The organism is Candidatus Zixiibacteriota bacterium, assembly GCA_021159005.1.
In the GTDB taxonomy this organism is placed as follows: domain Bacteria; phylum Zixibacteria; class MSB-5A5; order UBA10806; family 4484-95; genus JAGGSN01.
This window is the reverse complement of record JAGGSN010000073.1, coordinates 19001-42677: the sequence shown is the minus strand read 5'-3', so window position 1 is coordinate 42677 and position 23677 is coordinate 19001. Positions and strand designations below refer to the sequence as shown.

The window sequence follows — 23677 nt, the reverse complement described above, 5'->3', positions numbered from 1 at the left end:
TTTTGCCAAATAATAAAATCTTAAAAGTAGGACAATATCAATATCGAGATTTGATCGCTACTGACAAACTGGATTTCCCCGGTTCAATATTCTATCAGCCCGATTTCCTCATAACCGCTTCGGAAATATTAAACCTTGATTTTCAACCATATGTATGCTTTGCCTCTGATATCTTAACCGGTATGGCTAATATTTTATTAGGCGGTAAATTTAATATCCGAACCGCAATAATACCTACGTTCTTTCAATATTACGGACCGATTTCGTTACCTGAAGATAAGGCTGTTTTAAAATATTTATATGAATCAATTCAAAACGATGTTGATACCGCTGTTTTTTCGTTAACCCCCGAAGAAAGCTTGAAATTTAATCTCTCTGATTGGCAAAAAAAGAATCGATTAACTTATTATCTCATCCCCGACACCTTTGAAAACATGATAAGCAAATGTTCCCGCAACGTTAAGCGAAATGTTAAGAAAGCGCGGCAAGCCGAAGTTGATATTAAAACAACCGATGCGCTTCCGTATGATTTATATGAAGCCAGTTTTAATCGTAATGGCTTAAAACCCCCGCTTGGCGAAAGTAAAACAGTAGGCTGGGTCGAACGGCTAACCAAGCTGAATATAGCCAAAACCTATATCGCTGTTGTCGATAATCAACCGGCGGCTTTCAGAACTCAACTCATCTGGGGAAAATACGCTTATGATTGGCTGGCAGGAGCAAAAACATCCTGCCTTAATCTGGGAGTTAATCACTTTCTTGTTCTCAAGATTGGCGAAAAACTGTATCATAAAGGCATAAAAAACTGGGACCTCCTTGGAGGAGACATTGAATCGATAGGCAGTTTCAAAAAATCATTTGGCTCAATCCCGAAAAAGCATGTTGAAATTGAGAGAAATTTCTCGCTTAAGGGGACTACATATAGATACTTGATGAAATTAAAAGCGAGACGTAATGACTGAAATTACCGTAAATATGCAATGTCCCATAAAAACCAGAAAAAAAACAATATATATATTAAACCTGATTGCCTCGATTACCGGCTTAAAGTTTAGAATTTCAGAAGATAATGCAGATATTGGCTATGGCAATACTGCGGCTAACTGCAGCTTGTACATTCCCACTATCGAATATGAGATCAATCTTCGGGACTGGCAGTTGAGAAATAATAAAAGCAGATTGGTTCTGCCTGGGTTTATTCCTGATGATGCTATTTTGCTTAACAAGTCCAGCATCAATATTGATATATTCTCAATAATGTACAATTATTTAGTAACCGGTTTAGAAAATCATAGAAATCCTATCTGGACTCCAGACAGAATTAAAACGAATATTTATTTTATATATCCGTTTTTTGAAAGTTACATTGTATATTTTTTGGATGTATTAAAGCGTTCGAATATAATACCGGCAGATTTCAAAAGAGTTTCCCCCTGGCCAGACAATGCCGATTTCGCCGTAGGCTTAAGCCATGATATTGATATATTCAAACGGAAAATACTAAGCAGCTTTGTCATATTGGCAAAGTCTGTTTATTCCGATGAGATTCACGGCGGATTAAAAGGTTCGATTACGGGTCTGGCTGATTCTATTAAATCCACTTTTTCTCATAAGCCTAATCCTTACCGGATGATTGACAGATGGCTTGACATTGATATGAACTCCACGCTTTTCATCTATGCCGGCGACAGACAATCGGCAAAAGACCCGACTTATAAATTTAAGGATGTTTATAAGATATTATCAAAATGTAAAAATTGCCGATATAAAATTGCTTTGCACAATGGAATAGGAACATGGTCGAATAAGGAAAGCTTAGAGGACTATCAGAACAAACTGTCGCAAATATTCCAGACTGCCATTGATGGTTTGCGTCCTCATTATCTCGACTGCACATTTCCTGATTTCTGGAAAAGCGCCGCAAGCTTCGGCTACTCATCATCGGCAGGTTCGGATATTATCCCCGGCTATACTAGCGGTTTGGACTTCCCCTTTTTCGGCTTTGACTTTGAAACCGGCGAATCGCTCGATATCCTTGAAATACCGATAACTATTATGGATTGCGCTTTGCTTTCAATAAAGGATAAAGCCATTCGAGAAAATACTATCGATACAATGATTCGAACATGCCGGGCTAATCATAGCCTTTTGGTTCTCGACTGGCATATGCGCACAATCTATGAACCTGATTTTCCCGGCTGGTATGAGGCTTATTGCTATATACTAAAAAAAGCGGAATCAGCAGAAGCGTATATAGCATCTCTTGATGAAATTAATCGCCGGTGGAGGAACAATTGCGCATCTGTTTTCTTATCCTAAACCCTTTTGATTTCGATTCGCGCGCCCGGTTTATATGCCAGGATATATTGTCTTCCGGTTGGAAGCTTGATATAATCGCAACGGATGGAGGCGAACTGAACTCATTCGGTGAAGCGCCCATTCATCGCTTTCCCCAGCCCGTGAAACCATTTCGACAGCGGCGGTTTATTGATTTTAACATCCGGGCGGCATCTCTGGCAGGCAAATTGAAAGCGGATATATACCACGCCGTTGACCTCGATACTCTATGGGCGGCGGTTAAAGCCTCCAAAGCCTGTAAAGCTAAAATCATCTATGAATCGCGGGAGTTATACACCGAGCAGTATTCGCTTTATAAAAGACCTGCTGCAAAGGCATTCTGGAGAAATCTGGAAAAGAGGTTGATTAAGAAAGCAGATGCTGTTGTTGCTGTAAATGAATCGATTGCCAATGAACTTGTAAATCGCTATAGCATTAACAGACCGAAAATAGTTATGAATGCCGCCAAAATTGATGAGACAGCGCAGCCGATTAATCTTCGTCAAAAATACAACCTTGCGAGCAAGTATATATTAATCTTTCAGGGGATATTAAGATCAGGCCAGGGGCTAACAAGATCGTTAGAAGCCATTGCCGGATTGCCGGATGTTTCGCTGGTTATTGTAGGCGATGGGCCTAACAGACCGTCATTAGAAAAGCAAGCCGATGAACTGGGTTTGAAAGAAAGAATACGATTTGTCGGGAAGGTTTCCCCCGACCAGCTAAAAAATTATACTGCCGGTGCGGATGCCGGTTTGATGCTTATAAAGCCTCAAGCCCTGAACAGTTATCTGGCATTGCCGCAGAAATTATTTCAATATATTGCCGCAGGCGTTCCGCCGATAATTTCAGACCTTCCCGAAATGCGCAAAATAGTCCGGCAGGATAATCTTGGTTTGGTAATTAAAAATGGTTCTGTCGAAAGCGATATTAACACCATTGATGGATTTTTACAAAATAACCTTGAAGCCGCCGCTAAAACATGCCATACTGAAGGAAAGAAATATAATTGGGAAAATGAAGGGCTGAAAATGCTTGAGGTTTACAGGAACCTGATTGATGATTGAAATCAGCATAATTATTCTTGTAAAGAATCAAAAACAATCTTTACTGTCGGCGTTAAACAGTCTTAAACGTCAGATTAAAAATCGAAGGATATTCGAGGTTGTTATATGCGATGACGGTTCAACCGATGGAGCCGGCGAGGCGGTTAAAAAACTTCGCTACCCTATATTTCTGAAATATTTCAGAAACACCCCCCCTCTTGGACGCTCTGCCAATCGCAATCTCGGCTTTGAGAAATCAAGCGGTACGGATATTATTTTTCTTGATGGAGATATGGTTCCCGATGATCATTACATCGAGGCAATGCTTGGCAATTTGGAACCTAATATTGTCAAACTTGGCGTTCCGCGTCATCCGAAAAATATGGAGTTCGGCAGGTTCGAGAAATATCAATATACGCGAGGCCGCTACAGCGCTGAGTTCAAGGATAGGTTTCTGCCCAGCCGGTTGTTTACCAGCAATAGTTTTTATATAAGCCGTGAAAACTACCAAAAAATGAACGGCTTTGATGATAAATTTCAGGGCTGGGGAGGCGAGGATATAGATTTTGGCTTGCGACTGGAGAAGCTTGACATCAAGATTGAAAATGTCCCCAAGGCAGTAACATACCATCATCATGTGCGAACATTAAAATCATTGGCGGCAAATTATTACGATTTTGGCTATAATTCATTTGAATATCTCATAAAAAAACAGCCTGATTTTTTAAAGCAGATTCCTGTTCATTTGTTGGGATTTTCCGGCGGCGCAACTAAAATTAACCCATTGCATAGGTTAATATCGATTCTAACGATTAACAGGTTAGCGCTTAAAATTGTTGAGAAAATAGTATCCTCAAAGATTAATTCAAACTGGCCTGATTATCTTTTCGATTATATTATCTGGGGCAACCTGGCGCTTGGATATAAAAACAGGCGTAAAAATGCTGTTTAATAAAGCTGTAATAATAGCGGTTAGTTTATTAATATATTCAATACCATGAAAAACACAGAGCAGCATAAAGATAAACGAAAGCATATTTTTATATCTATCTACCTGATTATAGCTTTCGCCGCCTACTTCCTTTCTTTCGTGTTGTCGCGAATTGATAGAATCAAAGGATTGCTGGGGTTATGAGATTACTAATCGACCTGCTGTTTGTATCTTTATATTGTTTAGCTCTCGGCGGATTAGGCGTTGTGTTTTTTAAAAAAATCCTGAAAATTGAAATTGATTTTTTCACAGGTTTTTTCGCCGGCTGCGGTATCGCAATTGTAATATTATTTTCTGCCGGCATGTTGGGGATGCTCAGTTATACATTCATCATTGTCTTTGTAATACTTATTTTCATATTCACTATTTTTGGACGGCGGTCGCTGTCGAAAGAAAAAATATCAGCAAATTTGCCTGTTATCCTGCCGTTAATCCTGGTGGCGTTGGTTCTTGTAATTGCAGGGCTTTCATCGCTTTCTCCGCCTATAAAAAACGACACCTTATATTACCATCTCGGCTTGCCCAAACTCTGGCTGGCAGACAGCGGCATCAAGTTTTATCCGACAATAGCATTCTCCGCTACAGCCTTAAGCTCTGAGGTTTTGTTGATGCCGGTAATGTCTTTGCGGTCGCCGGGAGCGGCTCAGTTTTTTGTATATATGATTGGCGTAATGATTATGTTTCTTTTGGCTAAAGGTTTTCGGCGTTTCACCGGCGGACATGGAGCGCTTGCTTTTATTGCACTTGGCGCTGTGCCGCTGTTTATCGGCGAGTTAGCCGATGCCAAAAATGATTTTCTCGCCGCTGGTTTTGCTTTAGCCGCCACGCTTTTTTATCTTGAATATATAGAATCAAACCATTCTAAATCTATAATACTGGCTGGAGTTTTCATAGGGCTTTCCGTTTCCACTAAATCTAATGCTATTATTTTTGCTATTGCCATGTTCTTAATAATTGCATTTTCCAAACACCGGTTTAAGGATATATTGGTTTTTATTGGGGCGGCATTAGTATTCGGATTGCCCTGGTATGTTAAGGCATTCATCGAAACAGGCAATCCCTTTTATCCTTTTTATGACGCTATATTTCATTCTCCTTATTGGCGCGATATTTTTGATCCGTACAATAAGGCTACATTCGTCGCCATGGAACATAAAAGCATACTGAATTTTATAACCTCTCCATTCAGATTGGTATATGATGCTGATATTTTCCGGGGACGATTAGGTCCTGTTCTGATAATCTTTCTGCCTTTGATGATATTTATCAGGCCGATACCCAAAATTATCAGGCAGGTTTTACTAATATCAGCAGTCTTTTTTGTGATATGGTATGTTACCTGGCCTAATGCCCGGTATATGATGCCGATAATTCCGTTATTGTCGTTTACCGCCGCCTATATAATCGATAGGCTTTATAAAATGAGCAGGATTAATGGCTTGATAATACTTGCCGCCCTGAGCTTGATTATTGCGCTAACCGGCGTTCAGGTTTTCCGTGATGGGAAAAACCGCATTAAAGCGGCAGTCGGTATAATCGGTCAGGATCAATTTCTGGCGACTCAGACTGTTCTGAATCCGAATAGCCTTCAATCTGCCGAAAAAAATCTTGCCCTTCCCTATTATAATATCTGGCAGTTTTTAAATGAGATTTCCAGCCCCAATGAAAAGGTCGGCATATTATGTTCCAGCTGGTTTCGCGCCGATGGTTTCTATTTGAATAATCGCTATTATTACCTTACTCCAACCGAACAGGCTGTATATGATTTTTCAGGCGATAGAAATCTTTTAGAACAATCCATAAAAGATAACCCGCTTGATTACATTCTTCTCGATTATGATGTTGTTAAGGAATTTTCAAGCGGTTCCGAATTTAGCGAAGCGCCCGGGTTTGATATATTCAGCCAAAATGTCTCCAGCCTTGTAGAGATTGTTAAACAAAACGGCCGGCTAATCTATTCAGCTGACCGTTTTGAATTATACAAGGTGAAGGAGTAATTTTATTTTAACAGCGTCATTTTCTTAACTATAATTTTATCATCTGTTTTCAACCTGTATAAATACGCGCCGCTGGCGACTTCCTCGCCGCTATTGTTGCGGCAGTTCCAAGCAATAGTATGCAAGCCCGCCTGATAGTAATCATTAACGAGAGTTTTAACCTGCCTGCCGCAAATATCAAATATTTCGATGGCAACTAAGCCGGGGTTAACTGTTGAGAATTTAATCGCCGTGCCGGAATTAAATGGGTTAGGATAGTTGTTACCCAAACGAGTTACCGCAGGAAGTTTAGCGTCATCATCAATATCCATTTGATATACCACATGAATAGTATCGATATCCGGAATCATATCTATACCGACAGCTGCTACATAAATATCGCCTGTCTCGGTTATATTAAGCGGCACCTGCAGTTCGCCGTCTTCATCAGTGGTTCCGCGATAGTATAATTCTCCCGGTTTCCAAAGACAAACATTGATATCGGCGGCTGAACCATTGGCGGTAGATACGTTGACAGTAGTATAATCGAAATCTTTCTCGATATAGTCCGGCACGCTAACAATGAGCGGAGAAGGCTGTTTTGACCACATTACCATTTCCGGGTCGCCGAATAATGTATGACCATAACCAATATCGCGTTTTGTAGGATAATATATTTTTGTCAGTGCCTCGGCTACTGCCAGGTTTCTGGCAGTGTCGGCAAATATATATTCGAGAAACTTGGTTTCAAGCAGGTATGATGATGTTACCCACCCCCAACGAGTATTGCCCAAATAAGCAACGCCGCCCCTGTCAGGCCGGAAAAGATAAGCCTCCATATATGTATTCGGCGTGAGATACGGACCCGGGAAAAATACTTCCTTATCCCAATCATAGGCGGCAGTCATACAGCTTATCGAATAATGAATGGTAAATTTATCGGTTTCTTCTAATTCGAATAGCCAACTTGAATTATCGGCGTCCCAGAAAATATCGCCCCATATAAGCGACCGCGGCGCATGATTATAGCCCCTTGTTTTAGTTGAATAGTAGCAGAAGTCGCCATGATTAAGGTTGGAAATAAAACCCCAGTCTTCATTCATAATGTCAATAATTGTTTCGCCGGTTGCCTGCGTAGGTTCCTCGGCGCCGCCGCTTGGTTCCTCAATACACCGCGTGGCGTCAACCTCAAAATTATCGGGCATAAGCGATGCCAATACTACATGTTCATCAAGATCTACCATCTGGTCGGCCGCAATAAACAAGCATTTGGTCAGATATGAATAGTCGCCGCCGCCGGGATTCTGCTCATATATTAAAGCTTTCTCCACCCAGATTTCCGCCTCCTCGGGATTGGATGCCGGCACTCTGCCAACATAAACTTCGGGATAAATATCGGGATCATCATGGTTGTACTCGCCATAAACCCCATCGCCATCGCTATCCCAATTGCCGGTTAAATCCATATAATACATATCGGTAATTTGCTGGTTGCGCAATTCCGGAACACCCGAAGTGTTGCCGGGATAAGCATAACGGATTGGAATAACATCCTCGTCCCCACCTAAAAGCACCCATTTTGCGCCAGCTGTATATGCCTCCTGAAGATATGAACGGAGTTTGGCCGGCTCATCCTCGCCAGTATAGTTCTGTAAAATATCTTCAATTAAAACAAGCTCTGCCTGAAGACCCTTCTGGTTTTTCCAGATAAAGTATGGATAAAACGCCGGCGCTAATTCTCCGGATGTTATTATCAGATACTCCGCTCCCAAACCAAGCGACATTTCGCCGGGTATTAAGCCGTTGCCATTATTGCCGTATGAACTCGGTAAGTGTAAATCTTTCGGATTATCGACTATGTTTGTCAACAAACTTGCGCCTTTGGGCAATCTATCGACCGATGCGTTGAAATCATCCTCAAGTTTAATCCGTATCTCAATATTGCCAACTAAAATAACTTGGCCATCAGAGGGCCGATACTGAATAGGATAAACCGCAATCGACGCCAAAGCTTGCGGTCCCATTCTGCCCTTGTTTATAACCTCGGCATACTTACCGGGGTATAAATCAGAGGAAGCGTATAAATCGAGATTCTTCGGCGCCGGCGTATATTGTTCATTAATACCGGTCTTAATATCGCCCTCAAAATAGGCATGGTTAATCCCGGCGGCGTAATTTTCAATATTCGAACCAATCGCTGAAAAAGAGCCAACTTTTGTATTAGCAGGCAAGGCAAGCCTGACAATTTTATACGGCAGTTCGGGAGCACCGCATTCCTCAAGCGAAAAATTGTCTTCAAAACAGTATTTTTCACCATTAACAGTATAAACAACAGAAATTTCATTCTGATTTGTTGTAACATTATAGTGAAAAATTTCATCAGCCCTTGCTGTCAACGATAAGCCGTTGAACAATAAAAAGATTGCCATTAGCCAAATTTTCCATCCGTTTTTCTTGTACCTCATTTTTTCCCTCCTGTATAATTTTTTCGATTTCCAAACATTCACAGAGGGTTAATGCAAAGTAAATACCATGCCAAAATTGTCTCGTTGTAATTTGAAACGCAAGCTTAACATATTGAGATGTTATCAGTTACAAAGAGAGCTGAAAACCATATCCGGCAAATCCGCTTAATGATTTTAAAAAATTATTGTATAAACCCCATAGTGTTTGCCGTAGTCCTATATCTTTTAAGAAGCTATGAGTTAGATAAAATTATTCTTGACAACAATAGGTGAATTATGTAGTATTGTGGGTGATAATGGGGAAAATAGGAGAATAAGATTGTCCGGATTTAAAGGCTCATATTTACACACACTCGACCAGAAAGGCAGGCTTAACATTCCTGCCAAATACAGACGGTCGCCGGGAATGGCAGAGAATTATACTATAATTAGAGGTTTGAACAACTGTTTATATGTTTTTCCTGAGGATGAGTGGGTTAAAGTGGAGGAGGAACTTAAGACTCGGACTAAAACAGACCCTAATGCTCTCTATTATTTAAGGATTACACTGGCTAATGCCGCCGATGTTCAAGTTGACCGTCAGGGAAGAATTACTATTCCGGCTAACCTTATTAAGACAGCGAAATTTAACAAAGAAGTTCTTGTTAACGGAAGGCTTGACAGAATGGAGTTATGGAATCCTGATGAATTCGAGAAATTTAAGGATGAATTCAGTGAATCCTATGAGGAAGTGGCCAAAAAAATCCTTATCTGATTCGATTCATCAACCGGTGATGGTTAAACAGGTGATCGAATCGCTTTCGAGTTGTCCTGATGGCATATTTGTTGATGCCACAATCGGCGCGGGCGGCCATTCAAGAGAGGTAATTAAAATATTTGGCAATAAGTTTGAATATATCGGCTTTGATTTGGACAGTATAGTCCTAAAAAAAGCAGCAAGCCGCTTAGCTGAATATGGGCCGGAGACTAAATTGATTAAATCAAACTTCGCTGACATAGCGGTTCATCTTAAAAGTGAAAAGATTCCTCATATTAGCGCTGCCTTATACGATCTTGGTATAGGTTCATTTCAAATAGATGATCCGGAGAGAGGGTTTTCGTATCTAAATGATGGGCCATTGGGCATGTCTTTTGATGATACCCGTAAATATTCTGCGTCTGATCTAATAGCAAACTCCAGCGAAAAGGAATTGTTTATTCTATTCAGGACATTAGGGCAGGAACGCAAAGCAAAATCATTGGCGAAAGCCATAAAGAATTATCCCGAAAGGATTACAACTACCGGGCAGTTAGCCCAAATTATTCGTTCTGTTGCAGGCGATAAGTATTTTATAAAAACCGCCTCTCGTGTTTTCCAGGCAATCAGGATAGAGGTCAATGCTGAATTTGAGAATATCAGCCGAAGCCTTGAATCTGTCATACCGCTGCTGGCTGTTGGCGGCCGGGCGTTAGTGATTACTTATCATTCGCTTGAGGATGGCCTGGTAAAGAGGATATTCAAAAAATATTCCGGCAAATGTGTCTGTCCTCCGGGTATGCCGGAATGCCGATGCGGCGCGCAGAAGCTTATTCGGCTGGTATTTTCAAAACCTGTCGTACCGGATTCTGATGAGGTTAATTCAAATCCCAGAGCTAGGTCGGCAAAATTGAGGGTTGTGGAGAGAATTGAAGCCGCGGCGTAAAAAGAAAAAGCAGTTTGTGCAAGTCAAACTCTTATTTCCGGTGTTATTTTTTCTGGCGGTAATCTGGGTTTGGAAATCAAACGAAGCAGATAGACTTTCACGACAATTGACTCAATTGGAGCGCGCTAAAAAGAATTTAGCCGAGCAGAACAGGCGATTTTATGTTGAACTTGAAAAATATAGATCAATAGCATGGATAGATAACTGTGTCCGTCAAAATTACGGCATGACCTATGATGTAAAAAAGCGAATTGTCTTATTCGATAAAACGACGGCTAAGCAAAAAATAGACCAGAGCCTTTTCGCCAGTGTGGGAAGTTTTTTAGAAAGAGTATTTGATTCTTTGTTGGGAAAAAGATGACCGGATTAATACAAAGCAAATTAAGTCCGAGGCTTACTTCGGTTAAGATTATATTTATTTTGATATGGGCAGTATTTATCGGCCGCTTGGTCTGGCTTCAGATTATCGACCGCGAGAAGTTTCTCATTGCTGCCGATAGACAGCAAAATTTAGTTATTGATATTCAAGCCAAGCGAGGTACGATATATGACAGAAATTATAAAGCGCTGGCTCAGGATATCGATTCGTATTCATATTATATCGTTCCCGAGCAAATTAAAGATAAGAGAAGAGCTGCCAGGAAATTAAAAAAGATTATCGGTTCTTCAAATTGGCTGAAAAAATTTAAGAATCACCCTCGATTTCTATGGGTCGCCAGAAAAACCGATAAAAGGTTGGAAAAGACGCTTAAAAAATCCAAAATTGAAACATTAAACCGCCTTGTCGAACCCAAACGAGTGTATCCAGCCGGTCAGCTTGCCCGGTCGCTTTTGGGCAGAGTTGATATTGATGCTAACGGCCTTTCGGGCATAGAAATTCAATATGACAAGTTTCTCGCAGGTTCATACGGCAAAGCGGTATTTAAACGCGATGGGCTGGGTCATAGCTACCGGTTTGAGGAAAAGCCGTTAATAGAACCATGCCGCGGTTCCGACTTGGCGCTGACTATCGATTTAGACTTTCAGCAAATAGTCGAACAGGAATTAAAAGCGGGAATGATTAATAATAATGCTCAATGCGGAATAGCTATTTTTATAAAAGCCGGTACCGGCGAGATAATGGCGTGCGCGGTTTTGGATAGCTTGGGCAAACCCGCAACCCGCAATCGAGCAATCACCGATCAATATGAACCGGGATCAACATTTAAAATTGTAACAGCCGCGGCGGCAATTTCAAACGGTTTATTTGAACCCAATACTGTTTTATTCGTAGAAAATGGTAAGTTCCGGATCGGCAATAGAATAATTCATGATGACCACAAGTTCGATAGCCTCACTGTTGAGGATATTATTGTTCATTCCTCAAATATTGGCGCCGCTAAAATGGCTCTTGCTCTGGGCGATATTTCCCTATTTAAGATTATTAAAGAAGCAGGGTTTAATATGCCTTTAGGCGTGGATTTCCCAGCTGAGGCAAGCGGTTATGTTATGCATCCGGATTGGCGCGAACATTACTTGGCAAATGTCAGTTTTGGGCACGGCATATCGGCATCACCATTACAGATTACCGCATTATATGAAATGATAGCCTCGGATGGGTATCTGCATCGACCGTATTTCGGCAAGGAAATTATTGATGCTGATGGCAACGCAAAACCTCTGGGATGTCCGCAAAAAATCAGGCGGGTTTTAGCTTCCGAAGTGAAAAGCGTGCTTAATGAATTCTTAAGGCAGGTTGTTGTCTGCGGCACTGCCCAAAAAGCCTCTTCTGATATGGTTTCTATCGCCGGGAAAACCGGCACAGCCATCAAGCTTAGAGATGATAAAAAAGGCTACGATTGGAAAAAATCGAGAGCATCATTTGTCGGCTACTTTCCTGCGGATAACCCTATGATAGTTGGAATCGTGCTTTTCGATGAGCCGAAGAACTCGCGCTGCGGTGGAGAGACTGCCGCGCCGGTATTTAGAAATATCGCCGAAAGGTATTATTGCCTGCCGCAGTTTATGGTGGAAAGAATCTTATCAACCGACCAGTATGCAGACAATATAATCGAGATGACGTCAGATGATTTAAAATCCGAATTTGCCTTGATGATAGAAACCTCTGCCCGCTATTATAACGATGCTGACAACGAAGGTCAAATTCCGGATTTCAAGGGCTTAACGATAAAGCAGGCATTAATCTTAGCGGCGATGAAAGGCATCGAATGCGAATTTGACGGTTCCGGTTTAGTCTATTCTCAAACTCCAGCCGCCGGCAAGAAATATATTGATGGGGAGATATTAAAATTGAGGTTTAAAATCGGATGATTTTGACTATCGACAATAATATGGCTTCAGACTATAAACCGATTCAATTGGAAAAATTATTTGCCGGTCTTGATGTTATTATCGCGCAAGATTATTTTCCGGTGGAGATAACCGGCCTGGCGTATGATTCTCGCAGAGTAAAACAAGGCGATTTATTTTTCGCTATACCCGGTTATCTAACCGATGGCGCAAAATTTATTGCGGAAGCCGTATCGCTTGGGGCAAATGCGGTAGCAACTCAAGCGAAAAATAATAATATCAAAAACGTTCCGGTTATCAGGTGCGATAACATCAGGCGAATCATGTCGGCAGTGGCCTCCCGCTTTTATGATTACCCATCGAAGCAGTTGAAAATTATCGGGATAACCGGCACAAACGGCAAGACAACTGTCTGCTTCCTGATAAACCATATAATGAAAACAATGGGCGAACGTTGGGGAAATATCGGAACTGTTGGTTATGACACCGGTAAGCGGTTAATCAACGCATTGAATACTACTCCAAACTCTATAGACACTCAGATGTATTTAGCTGAGATGCGCGATTATAACATTGACGGCTGTGTGATGGAGGTATCATCGCACGGGCTAATTCAGCATCGTTGTGATGACGTTAAGTTTTCCGGAGCAGTCTTTACGAATCTGACTCAGGATCATCTCGATTATCATAAAGATATGGAAAGCTATTTCAAAGCCAAGTCCATTCTCTTTGCGGAATTGCTTGATGATGATGGATTTGCCGTGTTAAATTTTGATGATAAATATTATCAAAAGATAAAAGAAGCATGCCGAGGTAAAATTCTCTCATACTCAACAGCTGAAAAAACAGAAGGCGCCAAATCAGCGGATATAATAATTGCAGATAAGGGCTTTGAAAATAACCTGAGATATTTTGAAGCATCATACAAAGGCAAAACGATAACAGGTGAAATGCCGCTTTTGGGCATATTCAATTTGTATAATGCCGGAGCGGCTATTGCGGCGGTAGTAAGCATAGGATGTGATTTTGTGAAAGCCGTCAAAGCCCTGCAAAATGCTCCGCAGGTACCGGGACGAGTAGAAAAAATTGAGGTAGGCCAACCATTTGATATCATAGTTGATTATGCTCATACGCCTGATGCGCTTGAAAATTTGCTTAAGGGCATAAATGCTGATGGCGACAAGATTCTTGTTTTTGGCTGCGGCGGCGACCGCGACAAAACCAAACGTCCTATAATGGGGAAAATAGCGGCTCAGTATGCCGACCGGATGTTTGTTGCCTCTGATAATCCGCGCACTGAAGACCCTCAAAAAATCATTAATGATATACTAAAAGGGATTCCCAATAATATAAAATATACGGTCAATGCTAACAGGGATGAAGCAATTGGACAAGCATTAGCATCGGCAAAGAAAGGCGATCTGGTCATCATAGCGGGCAAAGGGCACGAGGATTACCAAATAGTCGGCAATACTCGTCATTACTTTTCCGACCCGATAGTTATAAAAAAGCATCTTAGGAAAATGGGCTATGAAGGTTCTTGAGAAAATGAAATTAGCTTGCTCTGATATTCAAAATGCTCTAAGCGTACAACCGCTAAAAACAGCAAAAAATCATGGCAAGCGGCTGTTATCTTTTGATGAAGTTGGTTTTAATGGCGTATCAATTGACAGCAGGACTACTAAAAAGGATGACCTTTTCTTCGCTATTAAGGGCGAACGGTTTGATGGCCACGATTATATACAGCAGGCTATCGCTAACGGCGCCTCGGGCGTTGTTGTCAGTAAAAACATCTCCGCCGGTGATGTTATAGTATTCAAAGTAAATGATACGCTTAGGGCTTTTGGCAATCTGGCGTCATATTATAGAGAGAAATTCAATATCGAGTGTATAGGCATTACCGGATCAAACGGTAAAACCACCACTAAGGAGATGCTTGCCGCCTGCTTGCAAACTAAATATACAGTCCTTAAAACAACAGGCAATTTCAACAATCTGGTCGGGCTGCCGCTGTCGCTTTTTAATCTGAATCATAATTATCGGGTTGGGGTTTTCGAACTGGGTATGAGCATACCCGGCGAGATGTCTCGTTTAGCTGAAATAAGCCGTCCTCAGACAGCGGTGTTTACTAATATTGCGCCGGTTCATCTTGAGACAATGGGTTCTATCGATGCCATTGCCAAAGCAAAATATGAATTGGTGAAAAGGCTGCCGGCAAATGGAACGGTAATACTGAACATCGATGATAACATCCTTTCGGAATGGATAAAAAAAACACCGCAGAATACAATTACTTACGGCATTGAAAAGGATGCTGATTATAAAGTGAGCGGGTTTTCAATCATAGCGGGCAAAAAAAGCTCATTTAAATTAAACGGCGTTAGCTATCAAATCAACTATCCCGGAAAACATAATATATACAACGCCGCAGCGGCAATAGCCGCTTCCGTACATCTTGGAGTCCGCCCCGAAAGCTTGATAGAGCCATTAAGCAAATTGAAAGCCTATCATCTGCGGTCGGAGGTTTTCGAGAGCGGCGGCGTGGTATTTATCAATGACTGCTATAATGCCAACCCGGTTTCTATGGAAAACGCTATTGACGCTTTAGCTAACTACCCCTCATGGGGACGAAAAGTTGCGGTACTGGGAGATATGTTTGAATTGGGTGTTAACAAGGAAGATTTTCATGTTGAAATCGGCTGGTATTTAAACCTGAGAAATATCGACGCTCTTTTTACCTATGGCAAATTATCCAAGTATTATCTGTCCAAATTCCAATCGGGCATAAAAGAGCATTTCAAAAATAAAAGCGAATTGATTCACTGTTTAAATCAATATCTTAAAGCAGCTGATGTCGTTTTAGTGAAGGGTTCCAGGGGTATGGCGTTAGAGGAAATAACACGCTCATTCAGGAGAAATGATTAATGCTATATCATTTACTGTATCCGTTAAGTCAGCATATCAGCGGTTTTAATATTTTCAAGTATATAACGTTCCGCACGGCTTATGCAACTATTACGGCAATGCTTATCAGTTTCATATTCGGCGCTATTTTCATTCAGTATTTGAAGCAAAAGCAAATCAAAGAAAATATCAGGGATGACGGCCCGAAGTCGCATCTGGCAAAAGAGGGCACTCCCACGATGGGCGGTTTGCTTATCTTGATTTCAATAATAGTGCCGACGCTTCTCTGGGTAGATTTAACAAACGAGTATATTCATTTAATTCTTCTGGTAACGGTTTCAATGGGGCTTCTTGGCTTCATGGATGATTATCTTAAAACTATAAAGAAGCAAAAAAAGGGAATTGTTGCGCGAAAAAAATTAGCCGGCCAGATTTTACTTGGACTTATCATTGGTTCCATCCTCTATTTCAAACCGCCCGACCCTAATTTTACAACCGCCACAAGCATCCCTTTCTTTAAAGATATCTTTCTCGATTTCGGAATATTGTATATCCCGTTTGTGGTAATAGTAATAACCGGAGCCTCAAATGCAGTCAATCTTACTGACGGTCTTGATGGTTTAGCTATCGGACTTGTGGGAATTTGCGCATTGGGATTTATTGGTTTGACTTATATAACCGGTCGTGTAGATTTTTCAAGCTATCTCAATATCGAATATCTTAAAGATGCCGGCGAGTTAACTATTTTTTGCGGCGCTTTGCTGGGAGCATGCCTTGGCTTTTTATGGTTCAATGCAAATCCGGCTCAGGTTTTTATGGGCGATACAGGCGCTTTAGCTCTCGGCGGTATTCTTGGCGGGTTGGCTTTGTTAATTAAAAAAGAAATACTGCTTGTAATTATGGGTGGTGTTTTTGTAATAGTCGCACTTTCAGTGATTGTTCAGGTGCTTTATTTCAAGATGACAGGCAAACGAGTATTCAAAATGGCGCCTTTGCATCACCATTTTGAATTGCTGGGTTGGTCGGAACAAAAAATCACCGTGAGGTTCTGGATTATTGGCATTATTTTCGCGCTGATAAGCATCAGCACATTGAAGATTAGATGATGGATTTTACAGAGAAAAAAATCAGCATAATTGGCGCCGCGCGCTCCGGGCTGGCATCGGCTGAGGTATTAACTGAACTTGGCGCGGATGTCTTCCTATCCGAAATAAGTCCGGCGGATAAATTCCCGGAGGCATTAAGCCTGCTGAAAAAGCGAAACATTAAACATGAATTCGGCGGACACAGCAAGGATGTTTTCAATTGTCAGCTCATAGTAACCAGTCCGGGGATTCCAGCCGATTCTGACATACTAATTCAGGCGCAGGCTAATAACATCAAAATTATATCAGAACTGGAGCTTGGCTATTTATTATGCCAAGGGAAAATTATTGCCATTACCGGCTCCAATGGAAAAACAACTACAACATCTCTAATTGGAGAGATATTCAGGCAGGCAAATATATCCTGTGAAGTTGCCGGCAATATCGGCAAGCCATTTGTCAGTATTGCTCGCGATATAAAAAACAGCGGCTGGGGAATTATTGAGGTATCCACTTTTCAACTCGAATGGATTGACAAATTCAAACCCGATATAGCCGTTGTATTAAATATAACCCCCGACCATCTCGACCGTCATAAAACTATGGAAAACTATATCGCTTTGAAACTGAAGATATTCTCCAATCAGAACAGCATCGATAAAGCGGTTTTAAATTATGATGATAATCATCTAAAGAAATATAAACCAAACAGCGAAATTCTGAATTTTTCCAATCACAGCATAATTGATAATGGCTGTTTTATAGAACATGGTTCGATGTATATAAGCCGGTATGACAAGAAAGAACGCATAATTGATATTAAAGACATAGGCATTAAGGGACCTCATAATATATCGAATGCCTGCGCCGCGTCTGCCTGCTGTATTGCCGCCGGAATAGATGCTGAACACATCGCCGCCGGCTTGAAATCATTTGCGGGCGTCGAGCACCGTTTGGAAAAAGCCGGTAAAATTGGAACTGTCAGCTTCATCAACGATTCAAAAGCGACCAACGTTGACGCTGTCTACTGGGCGCTGCAGTCTGTAGCGCCGCCTATTGTTTTGATAGCGGGCGGGCGCGACAAAGGCGGCAAATTTGAAACCTTGAACGGCTTAGTTAGCAAACATGTTAAAGATGTCGTTCTGATTGGCGAAGCCGCTGAAATAATCGCTTCAGCTTTTAAGGGAATTACTAAACTTCATTATATCGACTCGATGAATGAAGCGGTTAAATCCGCTTATAAACTGGCAACCCCTGATGGTTCAGTGCTTCTCTCGCCGGGATGCGCCAGTTTCGATATGTATGATAATTATGAACAGCGAGGCGAGATATTTAAAAAGGCTGTTATAAAGCTTAAAGGTGAAGTGGGATGAACTACCTGAAATCTCCGGAAAAAGCAATTATGCTTTCAGTTATGCTTCTTATGGCTACCGGCTTGATATTTATCTACAGCGTATCCGGGCCGTACAGCCAGCTCAAGGAACTTTCGCCATGGCATTATTTCTTGCGTCAATTGTTCTGGGCGGCTCTGGCAATAATAGTATTGTTTATATGTTCGAGAGTAAATTATCGGAAAATTTTAAAGCTGTCTCCCCTATTTATGTTAGTATCGTTAGTCTGTCTGATTTGGGTTCTGTTTGCGCCCTCACAGCAAAATGTTCATCGCTGGCTGACTATTGGTTTTGTGCGTTTTCAGCCCTCCGAGGCTTTTAAAATATCACTCTTCATGTATCTTGCTTATACGATTGTTGATGTAAAGAACAAACCGAAAGAGTTAAAAAAGCTTTGGCCGCATCTGGTAGTATTTTCCATAGGAGTTCTTCTGGTAATCAAACAACCTGATCTTGGAACGACAATGCTGCTATTTTCCTCAGCGGTAATTCTGATGTTTTTAATCGGTTTAAAATTGCGGTATCTTCTGGCGGCCGGATTAGCGGTAATGATTATCGGCGGCACAATGGTATTTGGTTTGGGTTATGAGAAAGACCGCATTGTTGATTATGCCGCATCGCTAAAAGACCCGCTTAACACGCCTGATGGTTCTCCGCCATCACGCGGCTTTTATCAAAATCGCCAGTCATTAATCAGCGTAGGTTCCGGCGGATTATTCGGACGAGGACTTGGCGGCGGCGGACAAAAAAATTTATTCTTGCCCGCGCCGCATACTGATTTCATATTTTCGGCCTCGGCTGAGGAAGGCGGGTTTTTGCTATGCACTTTTGTTCTGGGACTTTTACTGATATTCAGCATGGGGACATTAAAAATAGCCAATAGCTCAAATGACCTTCGCGGCTATTTGCTGGCGGCTGGATTGGGAATAATGATAACTCTGCAGGCAGTTATTAATATAGGAGTAGCTCTCGGCCTTCTGCCGATAACCGGAATCACTCTGCCGTTTTTCAGCTATGGCGGGTCATCACTGGTAATAAGCTGCGCCGCCGTTGGATTAATTTTATCGGTTGCGCGACACGATAAAAAACCCCTATTAAAGCATGTAAGAGTTCAATGAAGATTTTGTTTGCAGGAGGAGGAACCGGCGGGCATCTGATACCCGCGATAAATATTGCCCGATTGCTAAGAAGCAAGCTTGAGAATACTCAGTTTTTATTTGTGGGCATCAAAGGAGGAATGGAAAGAAACATCGTCGAAAAAAACGGGTTCCCAATCGAGGAGATTGAAGTTGTCGGCATGAAAAGAAACATTACCGGTATGATAAATTTCTCTAAAAAGATAATACGCGCTTACATACAGGCTGATAGTATAGTGCGCCGTTTTAACCCGGATGTTGTTGTAGGTACCGGCGGTTTTCTTTCTGCGCCTGTGGTTTTGGCTGGCAAAAGGCGAAAAGCCAAAATTCTGATTCAGGAACAAAATGCTTATCCCGGATTGGCTACCAGATTCTTAGCTCGATTTGCTGACAGGATTTGCTTGGCTTTTGAAGGTTCTAAAAAACATTTCAAGAAAGCAAGGAAAACAATTGTTACCGGCAATCCCCTGCGGGAGGATTTAGTTGTTTCATGTGATAATACACTGTTCGATGAATTCAATTTAAAGCCGGGCAAAAAAGTATTATTTATAACCGGCGGCAGTCGGGGAGCGCAATCATTAAATGAGGCTATAAGCGAATTTTATAATAATGGACTTCTGCCGGATGACTGGCAGATTCTCTGGCAAACAGGCGTTGATAAATATGAAAAAGTAATCGAGCAATTTAAGGAAATTGATTTTCCGGGCAGGATGATGCCGTTTATAGATTCGATGCCCAAAGCGTATGCTATTGCCGATTTAATTGTCTGCCGCGCCGGAGCAATGACATTGTCCGAAATATTAGCGCTGGGTCTGCCGGCGATACTTGTTCCTTATCCTTACGCTGCCGCCGACCATCAGATGAAAAATGCGTTAGATTTAAAAAACAAGGGCGCAGTTGATGTTATTACCGACTCAAAGCTGAAAACTGATGAATTCACAAGCCTTTTAACAGGATTAATCAGCGATGATGCCAGACGTCATGAATTAAAAGAAAAAGCGCGCGCCATGGGCAGCACCGGCGCCGCAAAAGCGATTACTGAGGAGATAATAAAGCTGATATGAAATTCAAACGAATAAAGAAACTCCATTTCATTGGCATAGGCGGTACCGGCATGTGCGGTATTGCGGAGGTGCTTCATAACCTTGGCTATACTATATCCGGCTCCGACTTAAAAAAGACTGAGGTAACCGAATACCTTCATAAGCTGGATATGAAAATAAATTATAACCACAAGGATGCTAATATAGATAACGCTGATGTTGTAGTTTACTCATCCGCCGTTAAAAAGGATAATCCCGAATTAATAGCCGCCGCTATAAAAAAGATACCGGCAATATCGAGAGCAGAAATGCTGGCCGAACTGATGCGTATGAAATTCTCGATTGCTGTTGCCGGCACCCATGGTAAAACCACGACTACCTCGCTTATCGGTCATGTGCTAAGCGAAGTTGGTTTTGACCCCACAGTCATTGTTGGCGGACGGGTTCTGAATGTCGGTACTAATGCTTATGTCGGCAAAAGCGATTATATCGTGGCGGAGGCTGATGAATTTGACCGCTCAATATTGCGGTTCTATCCAACAGTGGCGGTCATCACCTCGATTGAGCCTGAACATATGGAATGCTATGAGGACTTAGACGATCTGGTTAATTGCTTCGTCGAATTTGCCTCACGGGTTCCATTCTATGGAAGCATCATATATTGTCTCGATAATCCCGGCCTTCAGCAGGTGCGATCCAGATTTGCTCGCCCCAGCATTTCCTATGGTTTCTCCCGTCATGCCGATATATACGCAACCGATGTCGAATTTACAGGCAAATTCACAGAGTTTAACTGCCATAGCAATGGGAATTCTTATGGCAAAGTTAAGATTCCGCTTCTTGGCAAACATAATGTTTTAAATTCATTAGCAGCCTTAGCCGTCGCTATAGATTTGGATGCAGCTTTTGATAAAGCGGCTAAAGCACTCGAATCATTTCCGGGAGTCAGCCGACGGCTTGAGCATATCGGGCAGGCTAACGGCATTAATGTTTATGATGATTTCGCTCATCATCCAACTGAAGTAAAAGCTACTCTCGAAGGCATACGTCAAAGCTATAAAGGAAGAATTGCAGTTGTGTTTCAACCTCATCTTTATTCTCGAACACAGGCTTTTTATAAAGAGTTCGGCTCATCATTGCTGGATTCGGATTATCTTGTTGTTACCGATGTTTTCCCATCGCGTGAAAAACATATCGAGGGAATTGACGGCAAGCTTGTTGCCGATGCGGCGATAAAATCCGGGCATAAGCATGTGGATTATGTTGTGGATAAGAAAAAAATCCCGGCTTTATTAAAAGATAATCTTCAGCCCAATGATTTAGTGATAGTCATCGGCGCCGGCGATATCTACCAAATATCGCCTCTAATCCTTAAGGAATTAAAGTAATGAAGCGATTAATAGGAGCGTTTATTATAGTTGCAATGGCGACAGCAGGCGGCCGGTTTACTTTTATCAGTTTAAGCCAACTCTCCTGGTTTAATCTATCGGATGTTCAAATCAACTGCCCCGATAAAATCGATACCGATAAAGTAATGGAAACATCAGGGCTAAAATTGGATGAGTCGATTTTTCATCAGGATATAGAATCAGCCTGTAAGGCGTTAATCGAGATGCCCGGTATTGAATCGGTTAAAATAAAACGCAAGCTTCCGAAGTTATTGGAAATAGATATGAAGGCAGATAAGATTGAGCTTTTCGCCAGAACAAATAAGTTATATGGTTTAACCCGGTCTCTTAAATTTGTTGATGCGAAAAATTCAAAAACCATACTGCCTGTTATCACAGGTCTTACCAGTTCAAAGAAACTTTCATACAGAGATAAAATGATGCTTGGATATGCGCTGACAATTAATGATAAGCTTAAGAAGCTGTCGGATACATTAGCCCACAGGTTATCAGAAATCCACTTCGGTAAATACGGTACGGTTGCGCTTATTTTTAATCCCGGCGGCGTTAGGGTTTTACTTCACCTGCGAAACCATGAGGAAGCTCTTTACAGGCTTTCGACGCTGGATGTAAAAGGCATACTGGGCAACTCCGGTTTTTTTGATATGACAGCAGGAAGAATGATAGTAAGGGGCAGGATTTGATATGAATAAAGAAGATTTTATTGTTGGTCTCGATATTGGCAGTTCAAAAGTAGCTGTGGCAGTAGGTATGCCGGAGATTGACGGCAGCCTTAAACTGCTTGGCATTGGGCAAGCTCCGGCTGAGGGCATCAAACGAGGCATGATTGTCGACTTGGAAAAAGTTGTAGGCTCAATCCATGCCGCTGTTTCAGATGCCGAACTCGTTACAGGCTGCAAGATAAGTTCTGTCTATACCAGTATTGACGGCGAACATATCAAAAGCATAAACAGCCGCGGAGCAATTGCCATAGGCAAGGGAACATCAGAGATAAGCCCGATGGATGTCCAACGGGTAATCGAAACAGCTCAAGCCGTAGCTATCCCTACCGACCGGGAAATAATCCATATTTTGCCGCAGGAGTTTGCTGTTGACGACCAAAACGGTATTACAGACCCTGTAGGTATGATGGGGATACGCCTCGAGGTAAATATTCATATCGTAACCGGATCAGTAGCCGCTGTTACCAACACTATTAAAGCCATCGAAAAAGCCAACCTTGAAGTTGAAGAGCTTGTGCTAAGTCCTTATGCGGCAGCTTATGCGGTATTGAAAACGGACGAACGGGAACTTGGCTGCGCGCTGATTGATTTGGGCGCCAACACTACGGATATCGCCGCCTTTTTAGATGGCGCAATCAAGCACACGGCGGTAATCGGCATTGGCGGTAAAAGCGTTACTAACGATATCGCTATTGGCTTGCGCACACCATTAGAGCAGGCTGAAAGAATAAAATGTCTTCATGGTTCGGCGCTTTCCACATTAGTGTCATCCAGCGAGATGATTAGCATTCCCGGAGTCGCCGGCAGGGAATCTAAAGAGGTTTCTCGTTCGGTAGTGGCGGCTGTGGTAGAACCTCGGGCGGAGGAGATGTTTTCACTCGTTGCCAGAGATTTGAAAAGGGCAAATCTTATCGAGTCGTTGGCATCCGGTGTTATACTTACCGGCGGCGCATCGCAGCTCCAAGGCATAGCGGAACTGGCAGAACAGATATTCGACCTTCCCGCCAAGTTAGCTGTGCCCGAATGCATTGTTGATGAAAACATAACAGCGCCCGGACCGGAACATGCCGCGGTTATCGGGCTTTTAAAATATGGCCTCATAAGCGACAAAACCAGTAAAGGCAAAATTGGTAAAAAACGAGGACAAGGACTTTTTGAAAGAATAAAAATTATATTTTCTGAATATTTTTAGCTTTCTCGG

Annotated in this window: 20 protein-coding genes; 19 read left to right on the top strand and 1 reads right to left on the bottom strand. The window is 41.9% G+C overall.

All coding sequences use genetic code 11. The features are described 5' to 3' along the window. Positions 1 to 2 precede the first annotated feature (2 nt). From J7K40_04520 to J7K40_04495, 6 genes are read left to right on the top strand one after another with little or no spacing between them, the layout of a single operon-like run. Positions 3 to 962, top strand: a complete 960-nt coding sequence (locus tag J7K40_04520; protein MCD6161663.1) for a GNAT family N-acetyltransferase — start codon at positions 3 to 5, stop codon at positions 960 to 962. Further along, complete coding sequence (locus J7K40_04515) at positions 955 to 2319, top strand: hypothetical protein (GenBank protein MCD6161662.1); 1365 nt, start codon at positions 955 to 957, stop codon at positions 2317 to 2319. Before J7K40_04520 ends, J7K40_04515 begins: the two co-directional genes overlap by 8 nt. Continuing rightward, on the top strand, positions 2295 to 3404 hold the full coding sequence (locus J7K40_04510) for a glycosyltransferase (protein MCD6161661.1): 1110 nt from the start codon (positions 2295 to 2297) through the stop codon (positions 3402 to 3404). Before J7K40_04515 ends, J7K40_04510 begins: the two co-directional genes overlap by 25 nt. After that, complete coding sequence (locus tag J7K40_04505; GenBank protein ID MCD6161660.1) at positions 3397 to 4335, top strand: glycosyltransferase; 939 nt, start codon at positions 3397 to 3399, stop codon at positions 4333 to 4335. The genes J7K40_04510 and J7K40_04505 overlap by 8 nt, the downstream gene beginning before the upstream one ends. A gap of 45 nt (positions 4336 to 4380) precedes the next feature. Beyond that, positions 4381 to 4518, top strand: coding sequence for a hypothetical protein (locus J7K40_04500; GenBank protein ID MCD6161659.1), 138 nt, complete (start codon positions 4381 to 4383; stop codon positions 4516 to 4518). Next, positions 4515 to 6371, top strand: a complete 1857-nt coding sequence (locus tag J7K40_04495) for a glycosyltransferase family 39 protein (protein ID MCD6161658.1) — start codon at positions 4515 to 4517, stop codon at positions 6369 to 6371. The genes J7K40_04500 and J7K40_04495 overlap by 4 nt, the downstream gene beginning before the upstream one ends. Before the next feature lie 2 nt (positions 6372 to 6373). On the opposite strand, the gene J7K40_04490 is transcribed toward J7K40_04495, so the two are convergent. Then, on the bottom strand, positions 6374 to 8815 hold the full coding sequence (locus tag J7K40_04490) for a T9SS type A sorting domain-containing protein (protein ID MCD6161657.1): 2442 nt from the start codon (positions 8813 to 8815) through the stop codon (positions 6374 to 6376). 319 nt (positions 8816 to 9134) lie between these two features. Between J7K40_04490 and mraZ the strand changes: the two genes are divergently transcribed. Genes mraZ through ftsA form a run of 13 tightly spaced genes read left to right on the top strand, consistent with a single transcriptional unit; the run spans position 9135 to position 23668 of the window. After that, a complete protein-coding gene (gene mraZ, locus J7K40_04485; GenBank protein MCD6161656.1) occupies positions 9135 to 9569 on the top strand; it encodes a division/cell wall cluster transcriptional repressor MraZ in 435 nt (144 codons plus the stop codon). Continuing rightward, a complete protein-coding gene (gene rsmH, locus J7K40_04480; protein ID MCD6161655.1) occupies positions 9538 to 10497 on the top strand; it encodes a 16S rRNA (cytosine(1402)-N(4))-methyltransferase RsmH in 960 nt (319 codons plus the stop codon). Before mraZ ends, rsmH begins: the two co-directional genes overlap by 32 nt. After that, positions 10481 to 10858 (top strand): hypothetical protein, encoded by a 378-nt coding sequence (locus tag J7K40_04475; GenBank protein ID MCD6161654.1) that lies wholly within the window; start codon positions 10481 to 10483, stop codon positions 10856 to 10858. Before rsmH ends, J7K40_04475 begins: the two co-directional genes overlap by 17 nt. After that, positions 10855 to 12807: a transpeptidase family protein gene (locus J7K40_04470; protein ID MCD6161653.1), complete on the top strand. Its 1953-nt coding sequence runs from the start codon at positions 10855 to 10857 to the stop codon at positions 12805 to 12807. Before J7K40_04475 ends, J7K40_04470 begins: the two co-directional genes overlap by 4 nt. Positions 12808 to 12827: 20 nt before the next feature. Then, positions 12828 to 14330 carry a UDP-N-acetylmuramoyl-L-alanyl-D-glutamate--2,6-diaminopimelate ligase gene (locus tag J7K40_04465; protein MCD6161652.1) on the top strand — a complete coding sequence of 501 codons (1503 nt, stop codon included), beginning with the start codon at positions 12828 to 12830 and terminating at the stop codon, positions 14328 to 14330. Further along, complete coding sequence (locus tag J7K40_04460; GenBank protein ID MCD6161651.1) at positions 14317 to 15711, top strand: UDP-N-acetylmuramoyl-tripeptide--D-alanyl-D-alanine ligase; 1395 nt, start codon at positions 14317 to 14319, stop codon at positions 15709 to 15711. Before J7K40_04465 ends, J7K40_04460 begins: the two co-directional genes overlap by 14 nt. Further along, positions 15711 to 16796: a phospho-N-acetylmuramoyl-pentapeptide-transferase gene (locus J7K40_04455; protein ID MCD6161650.1), complete on the top strand. Its 1086-nt coding sequence runs from the start codon at positions 15711 to 15713 to the stop codon at positions 16794 to 16796. Before J7K40_04460 ends, J7K40_04455 begins: the two co-directional genes overlap by 1 nt. Further along, complete coding sequence (locus J7K40_04450) at positions 16793 to 18148, top strand: UDP-N-acetylmuramoyl-L-alanine--D-glutamate ligase (GenBank protein ID MCD6161649.1); 1356 nt, start codon at positions 16793 to 16795, stop codon at positions 18146 to 18148. Before J7K40_04455 ends, J7K40_04450 begins: the two co-directional genes overlap by 4 nt. Beyond that, complete coding sequence (locus tag J7K40_04445; protein MCD6161648.1) at positions 18145 to 19284, top strand: cell division protein FtsW; 1140 nt, start codon at positions 18145 to 18147, stop codon at positions 19282 to 19284. Before J7K40_04450 ends, J7K40_04445 begins: the two co-directional genes overlap by 4 nt. Continuing rightward, a complete protein-coding gene (murG, locus tag J7K40_04440; GenBank protein MCD6161647.1) occupies positions 19281 to 20366 on the top strand; it encodes an undecaprenyldiphospho-muramoylpentapeptide beta-N-acetylglucosaminyltransferase in 1086 nt (361 codons plus the stop codon). The genes J7K40_04445 and murG overlap by 4 nt, the downstream gene beginning before the upstream one ends. Beyond that, on the top strand, positions 20363 to 21733 hold the full coding sequence (locus J7K40_04435; protein MCD6161646.1) for a UDP-N-acetylmuramate--L-alanine ligase: 1371 nt from the start codon (positions 20363 to 20365) through the stop codon (positions 21731 to 21733). The genes murG and J7K40_04435 overlap by 4 nt, the downstream gene beginning before the upstream one ends. Beyond that, positions 21733 to 22437: an FtsQ-type POTRA domain-containing protein gene (locus J7K40_04430; protein ID MCD6161645.1), complete on the top strand. Its 705-nt coding sequence runs from the start codon at positions 21733 to 21735 to the stop codon at positions 22435 to 22437. The genes J7K40_04435 and J7K40_04430 overlap by 1 nt, the downstream gene beginning before the upstream one ends. Position 22438: 1 nt before the next feature. Beyond that, a complete protein-coding gene (ftsA, locus tag J7K40_04425) occupies positions 22439 to 23668 on the top strand; it encodes a cell division protein FtsA (GenBank protein ID MCD6161644.1) in 1230 nt (409 codons plus the stop codon). Positions 23669 to 23677 lie beyond the last annotated feature (9 nt).